Here is a 14,487-nt window from a genome sequence, read left to right as displayed (position 1 = left end):
AAGGGCCCATCCCCCTGTTCACAGCGTCTCCATAGCCAGGAGGATCCCCGTACGAATCGAAACGACGTACGGGGAGGGATCCCTCTTGAGGGAGACGAGACCGAAGTGGCGGACGGCCGCGCTCGGTTCGGCCGGGGTACTCATCACGGCCACACTCATATCCGGTGCCGTCGCGGCACCCGCGTCCGGCGCCAACACGCGTGACAGCGGCCGGCACGGCCAGGACCGGGAGGCCGTCGGCGTCACCGTCGCCGCCGCCCGCGCCGCGAAGGCCGGTATCGACTGGGCGGACTGCCCCGCCGACTGGGGGATCGCGAAGCCGGTCCAGTGCGGCTGGGTCAGCGTGCCGCTGGACTACGCCAAGCCGAACGGCAAGCAGATCAAGCTCGCCGTCGACCACATCGGCAACACCGGCACCACGGCGGAGCGTCAGGGCGCCCTCGTCTACAACCCGGGCGGCCCCGGCGGCTCGGGCATGCGCTTCCCGCTGCGTGTCACGACCAAGAACCCGATCTGGGCGAACGTGGCCAAGGCGTACGACTTCGTGGGCTTCGACCCGCGCGGCGTGGGCCACTCCGCGCCCATCTCCTGCATGGACCCGCAGGAGTTCGTGAAGGCGCCCAAGGCCGACCCGGTCCCGGACTCCGAGGCCGACAAGCTGGCCCAGCGCAAGCTGGCGCGTGAGTACGCCGAGGGCTGCGCGGAGCGCACCGGCAAGGCGATGCTCCAGCAGATGACCACGCCCAACACCGTGCGCGACCTGGACGTCATCCGTGCCGCGCTCGGCGAGAAGAAGCTCAACTACCTGGGCGTCTCCTACGGCACCTACATCGGCGCCGTCTACGGCACCATGTTCCCCGGCCACGTGCGCCGCATGATTGTCGACAGCGTCGTCAACCCGTCGAAGGAGAAGATCTGGTACGAGGCCAACCTCGACCAGGACATCGCCTTCGAGGGCCGCTGGAAGGACTGGGAGGACTGGGTCGCCGCCAACGACGCCGCCTTCCACCTCGGCACCACCCGGGCCGCGGTCCAGGCGAAGTGGCTCGAACTGCGGGCCACCGCCAAGAAGAACCCCATCGGCGGGGTCGTCGGCCCGGCCGAGCTGATCGGCTTCTTCCAGAGCGCCCCGTACTACGACTCCTCGTGGGTGCCGGTCGCGACGGTGTTCAGCAAGTACGTCGCCGGTGACACCCAGGCGCTGGTCGACGCGGCCGCCCCGGACCTCACGGACACCGCGGGCAACATCTCCTCGGAGAACGGCAACGCCGTCTACACGGCCGTCGAGTGCACCGACGCCAAGTGGCCCACCAGCTGGAAGAAGTGGGACCGCGACAACACCGCGCTCAACAAGAAGTACCCGTTCATGACCTGGGCCAACGCCTGGCTGAACCTGCCCTGCGCCACCTGGCCGGTCAAGCAGCAGACCCCGGTGAACGTCAAAACCGGCAAGGGCCTGCCCGGCGTGCTCATCGTGCAGTCCGAGCGTGACGCGGCCACCCCGTACGACGGCGGCGTCGAACTGCACAAGCGGTTCAAGGGCTCCCGCCTGATCACCGAGAAGGACGCGGGCTCCCACGGCGTGACCGGTCTGGTCAACCCGTGCATCAACCCGCGGGTGGACGCCTACCTGCTCACCGGCAAGCTGGACAAGGCCGACGTGACCTGCACCCCGCACGCCACGCCGAAGCCGTAAGCCGTCCGGCGGTACCGTGAGGAGGGGGGCCGGGGATTCGGCCCCCCTCCTCATACGTTGAGGAAGGCATCCTCCGCCGAGTAATCGAAGAGGTCGGGATACACACGGGCGAGGGCAGGGAATGCCTCGCGCCAATCTCGCTGGTCCAGTTTCCGTGTGAGCCAGTCGACGGTCTCCGGCAGGCTCTCGGCATACGACAGTGCAGGGCGGTAGTCCAACTCCCGCTCCGCGGCCGACATGTCGACCACGACCGGATGCCGGGTCGACCAGGGTGTGCGGCCCACCGACTGCTTCCGCGGTGGACCTTCCAGCAAGACCGTTTCCGTGGTGACGCCCATGACCGCGTCGATCGCCGCGCCCGTCTCGGCCGCGGTGAGGGCCTCGGGGTCGCAGGCGTTCAGGGCCCGGGAACCCGGCCGCAGCGCCGCGAGCCGGATCAGCTCGGCGATGTTGTGTGTGTTCGCCGTGTGGAACCGGCTCTCGCCGCCGTACGACAGTACGCGTCGGTTCCGGCAGTCGAGATTGCGCTTGACGAAGTACAGCTCGCGCGGAAGAGGGCTGTGCGGTCCGTGGACCGCGCCCGCCCGCAGCAGCGTGGTGGGCAACCGGTCGCCCGCGGCGAGGAGTTCACGCTCCAGGGCCACCTTGCGGGTGCTGTACGAGGATTCGCCCGGCGCAACCGTCCGCTGGCCCTCGTCCATCGGCACCGGATACTCGGGGAAGCCCCCCGGCTCGCCCTGCGTGTCGAAGCCACGGCCCTCGTCGTCCTCGTACACGGAGACACTGGAGACCACCACGGCCGAGCCAACACGGTCGGCGAGTGCCACCAACTGCCGTGCGTGCTCCGGCCCGTAGGCCACCATGTCCACCAGGACCTCGCAGCCCTCGCCCACGGCGGCGGCCAGGGCGGCGTCGTCCGCCCGGTCGGCCCGCGCGGTACGCACCTCGGCCGGCCAGCCCTCGTCCCGTCCGCCGCCCCGGGAGACGGCCGTCACCTCCCAGCCGTCCCGGGCCAGCGCGGCCACCGCCGGCCGCCCGATCTGTCCCGTCGCTCCGACCACCACAGCACGTCGTGTCATGCGGTGACCGTACGGCGGTCGACTCCCCTGCCTCCAGGGGGTTCTGCCGACAGCAGACCTCAGCTCAGCGGGATCCGGGGGAACTTGCGCTCCTTCGCCTGGCGCGCGGCGGTCTCCTCCGCCTTCACCACGGCCGCGTACTGGTCGACGTACTCCTGGTCGGACAGCTTCAGGATGGCGTACATGATCTCGTCGGTGATGGCCCGCAGGATCGCCTTCTCGTTCTCCATCCCGGCGTAGCGGGAGAAGTCCAGCGGCTTGCCGAAGCGGATCACCACGGGGTGGATGTTGGGGATGACCTTGCCGGGCGGCTGCGCCTCGAAGGTGCCGATCATGGCGCAGGGGATGACCGGGGCCTGCGCCTTGAGCGCCATCACCGCGACGCCGACCTTGCCCTTGTAGAGGCGGCCGTCGTGGGAGCGGGTGCCCTCCGGGTAGATGCCGAGCAGTTCGTCCTTGCGCAGCACGCCGAGTCCCTCGCGGATGGCGGCCTGGCCCGCTTCCTTGCCGGAGCGGTCTACCGGGATCTGTCCGGCGCTGCGGAAGAAGAAGGCGGTCAGCCGGCCCTTGATGCCGGGACCGGTGAAGTACTCGGCCTTCGCCAGGAAGGTGATGCGCCGCTTGAGCACGGCCGGCATCAGGAAGTGGTCCGAGAAGGACAGGTGGTTGCCTGCGACGATGGCCGCACCCGACTCCGGGATGTTCTCCAGGCCCTCTATTCGGGGCCGGAAGACCAGTCTCAGCAACGGCCCCAACAGTACGTATTTGAGCAGGTAGTAGAACAAGAGGGGGCGCTCCTCGGTCGGGCGGACGGCTCAACTCCGCGTTCTGGCTGGTCAACCGGCATGAGGCGGGGCTGTCAGTGTAGGGGCAGGGCGCGATGGCCGGAACAGGGCCGCTCCTCGGACCAGGGGCGATCGCCGCACCAGCTTGGTGCCGGCGGGTGGCGCGCGGCAACCCGAGGGGACGCTGTGGCGTGAACCGCGGGGATGGTCGGCCAAAGGGCCGCTCTTGCTTCCCGGGCGCAATCCTGTCGTGTTCACAGCCGCACGATGACCAGTGCCGTGTCGTCCGTGGCGCCGCCCGGCGGGAGGAGTTCCCGCAGGACCGCGTCGGCGAGGGCTTCGGGGTCGTCCTCGCGGTGCCGGCCGAGGGAGTCGGCGAGCCGGGCGAGCCCGGTGTCGATGTCCTCGTGGCGCCGCTCCACCAGGCCGTCGGTGTACAGGGCGAGGGTGGCGCCGGCCGTGAAGGTGGTCGAGGCCTGCGGCCGGCGGACCGGGACGGGGCGGGCGTCGAGCGGCGGGTCGGTCGCCTTGTCCAGGCACTCCACCCGGCCGTCGGCGTGCACCAGCATCGGCGGCGGGTGCCCGGCGCTGCTGTAGGTGAGGGTGCCGTGGTCGAAGTCGATGAAGGTGGTCACCGCGGTCGCGGACTCGGCGCCGTCCACGACGTGGGCGTAGCGGCCCAGCACGTCCAGGGCCTGGGCCGGGCCCTCGGCCACCCGCGAGGCGGCGCTCAGGGCGCTGCGCAGCTGGCCCATCACGCCGGCGGCCGCGAGACCGTGGCCCACCACGTCGCCGACCGAGACGCCGATGCGGTGGCCACCCACCAGGTCGACCAGGTCGTACCAGTCCCCGCACACGTGCAGCGCGCCGACCGCGGGCCGGTAGCGGACGGCGACCCGGTGCTGCGGGTTCTGTCGGCGGGTGGGCAGCATGGCGTCCTGGAGGGCCAGCGCGACCTCGCGGTCCCGGGCGTGGGCCCGCCGCAACCGCTCGTTGACCGCCTGCAGTTCGCGGGCGCGGGTGTACAGCTCGGCCTCCAGGACCTGGTCCCGGCCGCCGCCCGGGCCGCCTCGGGCCCGGATCAGCTCGGTGACCTCCTCGACCCGGTGCACCAGCAGTTCGACCTTGCCGTCCGCGCCGAACACCGGGGCGTTGCAGGGGCTCCAGTAGCGCTCCTCCCACACCCCCGGCCGGCCCGGCACCTCGACGTCGTACCGCTGGAGGGCCATGGAGTCGCGCTCCCCGGTCTCCAGCACCCGGCGCAGGGAGGCGGCCAGATTGCGCACGCCGGTCGCCGAGGGTTCGTTCGGGTTGTCCGGGAAGACGTCGAAGAGATAGCGGCCCACCAGCTCCTCGCGCCGGCGCCCTGACATGCGCAGGAACTCCTCGTTGACGTCCGCGTACACCAGGTCCGGGGTGAGGAGCGCGACCATGCCGGGCAGTGCCTGGAACACGGCCGCGTAGTCGATGGAGTCGGTGTCGCTGGATGTGTCGCTCATGGCTGCCGCCTCCCGCGCCGGGATCGCACCATTTTCCCACGGTATGCGGGGCCTGGAGGTCAGTCCGGTGGATCCTCCAGGGACTGCTCGGCCCAGATGATCTTTCCCTCGGGCACGAACCGGGTGCCCCAGCGCTGTGCGAACTGGGAGACCAGCAGCAGCCCCCGGCCGCCCTCGTCCGTGGTGCGCGGGTGGCGCAGGTGGGGCGCGGTGTCCCCGCTGTCGAACACCTCGCAGACCAGTGACCGCTCCCGGATCAGCCGCAGCCGGATCGGGCCGACGGCGTGCCGGATGGCGTTGGTGACCAGTTCGCTGACGACCAGCTCCGTGGTGAAGGCGAACTCCTCCAGACCCCACTCGGTGAGCTGCCGGGAGGCGGTCTTGCGGGCCTCGGCGACCAGGGCCGGGTCGACGGGTACGTCCCAGTCCGCGACCTGGTCGGGGCCCAGCAGCCGGGTGCGGGCCATGAGCAGGGCCACGTCGTCGTGCGGCCGGTCCGGGGCCAGCGCGTCGACCACGGCCCGGCAGTGCAGGTCGAGCGTGGACGCGGACCTCTCCAGAACCTGGCGCAGCCGGTCCCGGCCCGCGTCCACGGCCCACTCCTCTCCATGGGCGAGCAGCCCGTCCGTGTGCAGCGCCAGTGTGCTGCCCGCCGCGAGGGCCAGCTCGACCGACTCGAAGGGCGGACCGCCGACGCCCAGCGAGGGCCCCTGCGGAAGGTCCACGAAGGCGACCGTGCCGTCCGGCATGATCACGGCGGGCGCGGGGTGCCCGGCTGCGGCCATCGTGCACTGCCCGTCGACGGGGTCGTAGACGACGTACACGCATCCCGAGCCCTGGGCGCTGTCGGTGTCCTCGGTGTCCGGCCCGACGCCCTCCTCGCGGGCCGCCCGGGCGACCAGGTCGTCCAGGTGACCCAGCACCTCCTCGGGCGGCAGTTCCAGGGCCGCCAGCGTCCGTACGGCCGTCCGCAGCCGGCCCATCGCCGCGGCGGCGCCGATGCCGTGCCCGGGCACCTCGCCGACCACGAGGGCGACCCGTGCGCCGGAGAGCGGGATCAGGTCGTACCAGTCCCCGCCGAGGCCGGTCAGCTCGTCGGCGGGCCGGTAGCAGGCGGTCACCTCCACGGCGTCCAGCTCGGGCAGCCGGTGGGGGAGCAGACTGCGCTGGAGGACGAGCGCGGCCTCGCGTTCGCGGGTGTAGCGCCGGGCGTTGTCCACGCAGACGGCGGCCCGGGACACCAGGTCCTCGGCGAGGTTCAGGTCGTCCTCGTCGAAGGGTTCCTGGCGGCGCCGGCGGAAGAAGGTGGTGACGCCCAGGGTGACGCCCCGGGCCCGGATCGGCACGACCAGCACGCTGTGCAGGCCCAGTTCCAGGAAGGTGGCCTGCCGCCCTCCGGGTATGCCGGTCGCCCACTCCGCGGCCAGCGGGTCGAGCCGCTCCTCCCGCCAGGGCGTGCCCTCGGCGAGGCAGCGCAGCGGGGGCGAGCCGGGCCGGTAGGCGGCCACCTCGCCGACCTCGACGACGGCCTCGGGGACGCCCGGGTTCACCGACTGCTGCCCGGCCCGCACCAGCGGCACCCGCGCGGTGGGCTCCGCACCGCGCAGCACCGACTCCAGCAGGTCGACGGTGATGTAGTCGGCGAGGGCCGGCACGGCCACGTCGGCCAGCTCCTGCGCGGTGCTGCGGATGTCCAGGCTGCGGCCGATGTACTCGCCGGCCCGGTCGAGCAGGGCGAGGCGCTGGCGGGCCCGGTGCCGCTCGGTGATGTCGACGACCGTGTAGTAGACGCCCATCGGGTGGCCCCGGTCGTCGTCGATCCGGGTGAACGACATCGTGTGCGCGGTCTCGCGGTGCGGGGCGGAGCGGACCCGGCCGACGTGCTCGTACTCCACGATCGGCTCACCGGTCTCCAGGACGCGCCGCATCTGCGCCTCTATCGCCTCGGCGTCCAGGCCCGGCTGGATCTCCGCGAACCGGAGTCCCAGCCGCTGCTGGGCCGGGGCACTGCCGAACTGTTCCAGGGCCGGGTTGGACCACACGCAGCGCAGGTCCGTGTCCACGATCGCGATGCCGATGGGGGAGCGGCTGACCATCTGCTCCAGCACGCGGCGGCTCATGTCCCAGCCGGGGGCCTCCGCCATCTCGGACAGCAGGACCAGCCAGCGCGTGGAGCCGTCGGAGGCGCCCGGATCGTCGGCCACCGCGATCCGGGCCATGACCCGGACCGGCCGGCCCTGTCTGTCCCGGGCGGTCAGCAGCCCCGCCCAGCTCCCGTCGGTCCGGCAGCGTGCCGTGATCTCCGGCAGCCGGCGGGCGTCCTCGGGGGTGAGCAGGGCCGCGACGCTCCGTCCCACGGCTTCGGAGGGGGCGTAGTCCAACAGGCGCTCGGCGTCCCTGGTCCAGCCGGTCACCGTGCCGTGGGCGTCGAGCAGCAGAGGCGCGGCATCGGCCACGTCGAACCGGTGCCCGGTGGTGTCATGCTCCTCCTGAGCGCCCACGGACGGCCTCTCTGTCGATGAGAGTGGTCTATCACCTCTTCGCATCATCTTCACCCGGTACGTCGGGAGTGCGCGCAGGGGGACGGGCGGACCGGCCGGACGGCGGGTGGGTGCGGGTGGGTGTCGATCGCGCAGTTCCCCGCGCCCCTGGGTGGGTCAGCGCCTGAGTACCTTTTCCAGTACTCCGAGGGCCTCGCGCAGTTCCTCCGCTGTGATCGTCAGCGGGGGTGCCAGCCTGATCGTCGAGCCGTGGGTGTCCTTGACCAGGATGCCCTCGCGCATCAGCAGCTCGCTGACCTCCCGGCCCGTGCCGATCGCCGGGTCGATGTCCACGCCCGCCCACAGGCCACGGGCGCGGAAGCCGACGACCCCCTTGCCGACCAGGTCGGCGAGTCCGTCCCGCAGGACCGGCCCGAGCTCGGCCGCCCGGCCCTGGAACTCGCCCGTCTCCAGCAGTTCGACCACCGCCGTGCCCACCGCCGCCGCCAGCGGGTTGCCGCCGAAGGTCGAGCCGTGTTCGCCCGGGCGCAGGACGCCGAGGACGTCCCGGCGGGCGACCACCGCGGAGACCGGGACGATGCCGCCGCCCAGGGCCTTGCCCAGGAGCAGGACGTCGGGGACGACGCCCTCGTGTTCGACGGCCAGTGTGCGCCCGGTGCGGCCGAGGCCCGACTGGATCTCGTCCGCGAGGAACAGGCAGCCCTTCCGGCGGGTGAGCTCGCGGACGCCGGTCAGGTAGCCGTCGTCCGGGATGACCACGCCCGCCTCGCCCTGGATCGGCTCCAGGAGCACCGCGGCCGTCGTCTCGTCGACCGCGGCCTCCAGCGCCGCCAGGTCGTTGTACGGCACGATCCGGAAGCCCGGGGTGAAGGGGCCGAAGCCCGCCCTGGCCGTCTCGTCCGTGGAGAACGACACGATCGTCGTCGTACGGCCGTGGAAGTTCTCCGCCGCCACCACGATCGTGGCCCGGTCGGCCGGGACGCCCTTCACCTCGTACGCCCACTTGCGGGCCACCTTGATGCCGCTCTCCACCGCCTCCGCGCCGGTGTTCATCGGGAGCACCATGTCCAGGCCGGTCAGTGCGGCCAGGCGCTCCGCGAACTCGGCGAGCCGGTCGTTGTGGAAGGCGCGGGAGGTGAGCGTCAGCCGGTCCAGCTGCCGGTGGGCCGCCTCGATCAGCGCCGGGTGGCGGTGCCCGAAGTTCAGGGCCGAGTACCCGGCCAGCATGTCCAGATAGCGGCGGCCCTCCACGTCCTCGACCCAGGTGCCCTCCGCGCGGGCGACGACCACGGGCAGCGGGTGGTAGTTGTGCGCGAGGACCGGCTCCTCGGCGCCGATGAGATCGGCGGAGGAACGCGTGCTTGCGGGTGCGGTCATGAGCGGATCTCCTGGGTGCAGCACTTGATGCCGCCGCCGGCCTTGTGGAACTCGGAGAGGTCGACGGGGACGGGGACGTAGCCGTGCTGGTCGAGGCGCACGGCGAGGGCCTCGGCCTGCGGGGCGATGAAGACGTGCCGGCCGTCGGACACGGAGTTCAGGCCGAACGCCATCGCGTCGTCCCGGGTGGCGAGCACCGCGTCCGGGTACAGCCGTGCGAGTACCTCGCGGCTGCCCGGCGAAAAGGCCTCCGGGTAGTACACGATGTTGGCGTCGTCCAGCACGAAGAGCGCCGTGTCCAGGTGGTAGAAGTACGGGTCCACCAGCGTCAGGCTGATCACCGGGTGACCGAAGAACTCCTGCACCTCGCGGTGCGCCTCCCGGGTCGTGCGGAAGCCGGTGCCGGCCAGCACGTACCGGCCCGTCCAGACGAGATCGCCCTCGCCCTCGCAGACCGTCAGGGGGCGCCGGACCTCGTAGCCCGCCTTCTTGAACCACAGGTCGTAGTGCGTGGACTCGGGGCGCCGCTCGGGCGCGTGGAAGAGGGAGCCGAAGACGCGGCCGCCGACGACGACCGCCGAGTTCGCGGCGAAGACCATGTCCGGGAGACCGGGGACCGGCTCCACGGCGTCGACGCTGTGACCGTGGGACTCGTAGGCGCGGATCAGGGTCCGCCACTGCTCCTGCGCCAGGTCCACGTCGACATGGGTGTCGGGATGCATCCAGGGATTGATCGCGTACTGCACGGCGAAGTGTCTGGGTTCGCAGACGAGGAATCGCCGTCGGCTCGGCACACGGGAGTCGGACACAGAGGGGTTCCTCCGCTTCCTGCGGTGTCGACTGAGGGTTGACACCAAGGTAGGAAGTGACGGTCACGCCCGACAAGGAACGAGAATTGCGTGTCCGCGCAGGAACGCTGCGTATTTTCCCGAAAAGGCGCAGGACCGCTGCGTGCTCGGATGTTTATTCGGGAGCCGGCTGCGTGGCGCCCGCCTCGGGGCTTTCCGGGATGAGGTGGGACAGCACCATCACACTGATCGTCTTCCGGATGAACGGCTCCACGCGGATGCGCTCGAGGACCTCCTCGAAGTGCTCCACGTCCCGCGCCCGCACATGCAGCAGGGCGTCCGCGCCGCCGGTCACCGTCATCGCCGCGGTGATCTCCGGATGGTTGCGGACCACCTCCGCGAGCCGCCGCGGCGGGGCCGCGCCCTCGCAGTACACCTCGACGTACGCCTCCGTGCGCCAGCCCAGCGCCGACGGCTCCACCGTGGCCGTGAACCCGGTGATCACCCCGGTCTCCCGCAGCCGGTCCACGCGCCGCTTCACCGCCGTGGAGGACAGCCCGATCGCCGACCCGATCTCCGCGAAGGACGTCCGCGCGTTCGCCATCAGCGCGGTGATGATCTTCCGGTCCAGCTCGTCGAACGCCACGGTCCTGCTGTTCATGTCGGCACTGTATCCAGCGGGGGCGCCCACGCCTGCCCACGTGTCCAGTCGTACGAATTGCTCCTACACTCCGGGTTCATGCTGCGCGCCCTGGCTGTCGACGACGAACGCCCCTCGCTGGAGGAACTGCTCTACCTCCTGAGCGCCGACCCCCGGATCGGCAGCGTGGAGGGCGCCGGTGACGCCACCGAGGCGCTGCGCCGCATCAACCGCGCGCTGGAGTCCGGGCCGAACGGACCCGAGGCGATCGACGTCGTCTTCCTCGACATCAACATGCCCGGACTCGACGGCCTCGACCTCGCCCGGCTGCTCACCGGCTTCGCCAAGCCGCCGCTCGTCGTGTTCGTCACCGCCCACGAGGACTTCGCCGTCCAGGCATTCGACCTCAAGGCCGTCGACTACGTCCTCAAACCGGTCCGCAAGGAACGCCTCGCGGAGGCCGTCCGCCGCGCCGCCGAACGCCTCGACAGCGCCCCCCGGATACCCGTGCACGAACCCGACCCCGACCACATATCCGTCGAACTCGGCGGAGTGACCCGGTTCGTGGCCGTCGACGACATCACCCACGTCGAGGCACAGGGCGACTACGCCCGCCTGCACACCGACCGGGGCAGCCACCTCGTCCGGATCCCGCTGTCCACCCTGGAGGAGCGCTGGCGCTCGCGCGGCTTCGTCCGCATCCACCGCCGCCATCTCGTCGCCCTGCGCCACGTCGGCGAACTCCGCCTGGACGCGGGCACGGTGAGCGTCCTGGTCGGCGGCGAGGAGCTCCAGGTCAGCCGCCGCCACGCGCGCGAACTGCGGGACCTGCTGATGAGGAGGCCGTAGCCATGCCCCAGGATCCCGTCGAGCGGCGCGTCGTCGTCACCGGCCCGCCCCGCCGCGGCCGCCCCGCCTCCGGCTACTACCGGCCGCGCACCGAGATCGACGAGCAGACCACCCTCGGCCACACCTACGTCCGCTCCCTGATGCGCACCCAACTGCGCGCCGCCCTCGCGGTGTTCGCCTTCCTCGGACTGCTCATCGGCCCGCTCCCGCTGCTCTTCGCGGCGATGCCGGACGCCCACCGCCTCGAATGGGGCGTCCTCGGCTTCGGCCTGTACGTCCCGATGGTCCTGCTGGCCCGCTGGTACGTGCGCCGCGCCGAGCGCAACGAACGGGACTTCGTGCGGCTGGTCGAGGACCGGTGAACTCCAGCTACTCGGTCCCGGCCGTCGCCCTGGTGGTCGTGGCGACCGTCCTCGTCGGCGCCTTCGGCCTGCGCATCTCCCGCACCACCTCCGACTTCTACGTCGCCTCCCGCACCGTCGGCCCCCGCCTCAACGCGGCCGCCATCAGCGGCGAGTACCTCTCCGCCGCGTCCTTCCTCGGCATCGCGGGACTGGTCCTCGTCCAGGGCCCCGACATGCTCTGGTACCCGGTCGGCTACACCGCCGGCTACCTTGTCCTGCTCCTCTTCGTCGCCGCCCCCCTGCGCCGCTCCGGCGCCTACACCCTGCCCGACTTCGCCGAGGCCCGGCTCGCCTCGCAGGCCGTGCGCCGGCTCGCGGGCGCCTTCGTCGTCGGCGTCGGCTGGCTCTACCTGCTGCCCCAACTCCAGGGCGCCGGGCTGACGTTGACCGTGCTGACCGGGGCGCCCCAGTGGCTCGGCGGAGTGATCGTCGCCGTCGTCGTGGTCGCCACCGTCGCCGCGGGCGGCATGCGCAGCATCACCTTCGTGCAGGCCTTCCAGTACTGGCTCAAACTCACCGCCCTGCTCGTCCCCGCCCTCTTCCTCATCCTCGCCTGGCAGGGCGACGGCGCCCCCAGCCACGCCTTCGAGGAACCGGCCACCTTCCGCGAACAGCGGGTGGTCCGCGTCGACTCCACCCTCGACCTCGAACTGCACAGCCCCCTGACCGTCACCGTGAGCGGCACGGTGGACGGCCGGCCGCACGAGGACGACAGGCTCCGGCTCCCCGCCGGCACCCACCACATCGACAAGGGCACCCGCCTCACCTTCACCAAGGGCACCACGGTCCCCGCCGCCGACCGCGGCACCAGTGACGGCATGTCGACCTCCCTCGCCGCGGGCCGCGAGGACCGGCCCCTGTACGCCACGTACGGACTGATCCTCGCCACCTTCCTCGGCACCATGGGCCTGCCGCACGTCGTCGTGCGCTTCTACACCAGCCCGCACGGCGTCGCCGCCCGCCGCACCACGGTCGCCGTCCTCGGTCTGATCGGCTGCTTCTACCTCCTGCCCCCGGTCTACGGCGCCCTCGGCCGCCTGTACGCCCCCGAACTCACCCTCACCGGCGACGCCGACGCCGCCGTCCTGCTGCTCCCCGAACGGATGATCGGCGGCCTCGGCGGCGACCTGCTGGGCGCGCTGGTGGCGGGCGGGGCCTTCGCCGCGTTCCTGTCCACGGCCTCCGGACTCACCATGGCCGTGGCGGGCGTGCTCACCCAGGACGTCCTGCCCACGCGCGGTGTACGGCACTTCCGGCTCGGCACGGCCCTCGCGATGTTCGTCCCGCTCGCCGCGAGCGTCCTGGTCGGCGGACTGCCCGTCGCCGACGCGGTCGGCCTCGCCTTCGCCGTCTCCGCCTCCTCCTTCTGCCCGCTGCTCGTGCTCGGCATCTGGTGGCGGCGGCTCACCCCGCCCGGCGCCGCCGCGGGCATGCTGGTCGGCGGCGGCTCCGCGTTCGTCGCCGTGGCCGCGACCATGGCGGGCCTCCCGGCGGCCGGAACCCTGCACTCCCTGCTCGCCTGGCCCGCCCTCTGGTCGGTACCGCTCGGCTTCCTCACCATGGTGCTGGTGTCGCTGGCCACCGCGGGCCGGGTCCCGGCGGGCACGGCGGCGATCCTGGCCCGCTTCCACCTGCCGGAGGAGCTCAGGGCGGAGGTGAAGGCGTGAGCGGATTCCTGGCCGGCCTGTGCGTGGCGATCCTCCCGCTGCTCGCGGCCGGTTTCTGGCTCGGCCGGCGCACGGCCCACCCGCAGAACCTCGGCGGCCTCGGCACCCCCGTCGAGCACGCCACCTTCGAGACCCTGCACACCGCCTCCCTGGCCGCGCCCCCGCTGCGGGCCGGGCTGACGGAGGAGACCGCCCGCAAGTCGGCGCGCAGACTGCGCTCCCTGCTCGGCACGGACGCGCTCTGCCTCACCGACCAGAAGCAGGTCCTGGTCTGGGACGGCGTCGGCGGACACCACCGCACCGAGATCATGGAACGCCTCGCCGGACCGCTGGAGACCGGCCGCGGCGAGGCCTTCCCGCTCACCTGCGGCGCCCCCGACTGCCCGGTCCGCTGGGCCGTCGTGGCCCCGCTCACCGTCGACGACCGCGTCCACGGCGCCCTCGTCGCCTGTGCGCCCCGCGAGTCCGCCGTCCTGGTGCGCGCCGCCGGAGAGGTCGCCCGCTGGGTGAGCGTCCAACTGGAGCTGGCGGACCTGGACCAGTCCCGGACCCGGCTGATCGAGGCCGAGATCAAGGCACTTCGGGCCCAGATCTCCCCGCACTTCATCTTCAACTCGCTCGCGGTGATCGCCAGCTTCGTCCGCACCGACCCCGAGCGCGCCCGCGAACTCCTCCTGGAATTCGCCGACTTCACCCGCTACTCGTTCCGCAGACACGGCGACTTCACCACCCTCGCCGACGAACTCCACGCCATCGACCACTACTTGGCGCTCGTCAGGGCCCGCTTCGGCGACCGCCTCTCCGTCACCCTCCAGATCGCCCCGGAGGTACTGCCCGTCGCCCTGCCCTTCCTGTGCCTCCAGCCGCTGGTCGAGAACGCCATCAAGCACGGCCTGGAGGGCAAGGCCGAGAAGTGCCACCTCCAGATCACCGCCCAGGACGCCGGCGCCGAGGCCCTGGTCGTCATCGAGGACGACGGCGCCGGAATGGACCCGGTCCTGCTCCGCCGTATCCTCGCGGGCGAGGTCAGCCCCTCGGGCGGCATCGGTCTTTCCAACGTCGACGACCGGCTCCGCCAGGTGTACGGCGACTCCTACGGCCTGGTCATCGAGACCGCCGTCGGCGCGGGCATGAAGATCACCGCCCGGCTGCCCAAGTACCAGCCGGGCGTGCACTCGGCGGGCCGCCTCACGGACGGCTGA

At 72.0% G+C, this 14,487-nt stretch carries 12 protein-coding genes; 5 read left to right on the top strand and 7 right to left on the bottom strand.

The genetic code is table 11. The annotated features are described in order from the left end of the window. Nucleotides 1-85 precede the first annotated feature (85 nt). Complete coding sequence (locus ACFYZ8_RS18820) at nucleotides 86-1,696, top strand: alpha/beta hydrolase (RefSeq protein ID WP_359032099.1); 1,611 nt, start codon at nucleotides 86-88, stop codon at nucleotides 1,694-1,696. A 50-nt stretch (nucleotides 1,697-1,746) separates the two neighbouring features. Here the strand turns inward: ACFYZ8_RS18820 and ACFYZ8_RS18815 are convergent, their stop codons facing one another. The 7 genes from ACFYZ8_RS18815 to ACFYZ8_RS18785 all read right to left on the bottom strand — a co-directional run bounded on the left by ACFYZ8_RS18815 (nucleotide 1,747) and on the right by ACFYZ8_RS18785 (nucleotide 10,386). Beyond that, entirely contained in the window at nucleotides 1,747-2,760 is a 1,014-nt protein-coding gene (locus ACFYZ8_RS18815; RefSeq protein ID WP_389049855.1) for an NAD-dependent epimerase/dehydratase family protein, read from the bottom strand. A gap of 74 nt (nucleotides 2,761-2,834) precedes the next feature. Beyond that, a complete protein-coding gene (locus tag ACFYZ8_RS18810) occupies nucleotides 2,835-3,560 on the bottom strand; it encodes a lysophospholipid acyltransferase family protein (protein WP_359032098.1) in 726 nt (241 codons plus the stop codon). A 254-nt stretch (nucleotides 3,561-3,814) separates the two neighbouring features. After that, a complete protein-coding gene (locus tag ACFYZ8_RS18805; RefSeq protein ID WP_359032097.1) occupies nucleotides 3,815-5,059 on the bottom strand; it encodes a SpoIIE family protein phosphatase in 1,245 nt (414 codons plus the stop codon). Between the two features lie 59 nt (nucleotides 5,060-5,118). Continuing rightward, entirely contained in the window at nucleotides 5,119-7,560 is a 2,442-nt protein-coding gene (locus ACFYZ8_RS18800) for a SpoIIE family protein phosphatase (RefSeq protein ID WP_359032096.1), read from the bottom strand. Between the two features lie 156 nt (nucleotides 7,561-7,716). Continuing rightward, nucleotides 7,717-8,937: an ornithine--oxo-acid transaminase gene (gene rocD, locus ACFYZ8_RS18795; protein ID WP_359032095.1), complete on the bottom strand. Its 1,221-nt coding sequence runs from the start codon at nucleotides 8,935-8,937 to the stop codon at nucleotides 7,717-7,719. Further along, complete coding sequence (gene ddaH / locus ACFYZ8_RS18790) at nucleotides 8,934-9,746, bottom strand: dimethylargininase (protein ID WP_388529822.1); 813 nt, start codon at nucleotides 9,744-9,746, stop codon at nucleotides 8,934-8,936. Before ddaH ends, rocD begins: the two co-directional genes overlap by 4 nt. Nucleotides 9,747-9,900: 154 nt before the next feature. Continuing rightward, on the bottom strand, nucleotides 9,901-10,386 hold the full coding sequence (locus ACFYZ8_RS18785) for an Lrp/AsnC family transcriptional regulator (protein ID WP_355752385.1): 486 nt from the start codon (nucleotides 10,384-10,386) through the stop codon (nucleotides 9,901-9,903). A 78-nt stretch (nucleotides 10,387-10,464) separates the two neighbouring features. Here ACFYZ8_RS18785 and ACFYZ8_RS18780 point away from each other — a divergent pair, with 78 nt between their 5' ends. Genes ACFYZ8_RS18780 through ACFYZ8_RS18765 form a run of 4 tightly spaced genes read left to right on the top strand, consistent with a single transcriptional unit; the run spans nucleotide 10,465 to nucleotide 14,487 of the window. After that, complete coding sequence (locus tag ACFYZ8_RS18780; RefSeq protein WP_388529825.1) at nucleotides 10,465-11,214, top strand: LytR/AlgR family response regulator transcription factor; 750 nt, start codon at nucleotides 10,465-10,467, stop codon at nucleotides 11,212-11,214. Nucleotides 11,215-11,216: 2 nt separating this feature from the next. Further along, the gene (locus ACFYZ8_RS18775; protein ID WP_031051946.1) at nucleotides 11,217-11,576 is read left to right on the top strand and encodes a hypothetical protein; all 360 of its coding nucleotides are present in this window, start codon (nucleotides 11,217-11,219) and stop codon (nucleotides 11,574-11,576) included. Beyond that, a complete protein-coding gene (locus ACFYZ8_RS18770) occupies nucleotides 11,573-13,285 on the top strand; it encodes a cation acetate symporter (RefSeq protein WP_359032091.1) in 1,713 nt (570 codons plus the stop codon). The genes ACFYZ8_RS18775 and ACFYZ8_RS18770 overlap by 4 nt, the downstream gene beginning before the upstream one ends. Next, nucleotides 13,282-14,487, top strand: a complete 1,206-nt coding sequence (locus ACFYZ8_RS18765) for a histidine kinase (protein ID WP_359032090.1) — start codon at nucleotides 13,282-13,284, stop codon at nucleotides 14,485-14,487. Before ACFYZ8_RS18770 ends, ACFYZ8_RS18765 begins: the two co-directional genes overlap by 4 nt.

It is taken from the genome of Streptomyces sp. NPDC001668 (genome assembly GCF_042893155.1).
Taxonomy (GTDB): Bacteria; Actinomycetota; Actinomycetes; order Streptomycetales; family Streptomycetaceae; genus Streptomyces.
This window is presented reverse-complemented; position numbering and strand designations above follow the sequence as displayed.

What these genes read in the sequence shown, in the direction of transcription:
- ACFYZ8_RS18805 (WP_359032097.1), bottom strand. Translation starts at nt 5,059, where the DNA reads ATGAGCGACACATCCAGCGACACCGACTCCATCGACTACGCGGCCGTG.
- rocD (WP_359032095.1), bottom strand. Translation starts at nt 8,937, where the DNA reads ATGACCGCACCCGCAAGCACGCGTTCCTCCGCCGATCTCATCGGCGCC.
- ACFYZ8_RS18785 (WP_355752385.1), bottom strand. Translation starts at nt 10,386, where the DNA reads ATGAACAGCAGGACCGTGGCGTTCGACGAGCTGGACCGGAAGATCATC.
- ACFYZ8_RS18780 (WP_388529825.1), top strand. Translation starts at nt 10,465, where the DNA reads ATGCTGCGCGCCCTGGCTGTCGACGACGAACGCCCCTCGCTGGAGGAA.
- ACFYZ8_RS18775 (WP_031051946.1), top strand. Translation starts at nt 11,217, where the DNA reads ATGCCCCAGGATCCCGTCGAGCGGCGCGTCGTCGTCACCGGCCCGCCC.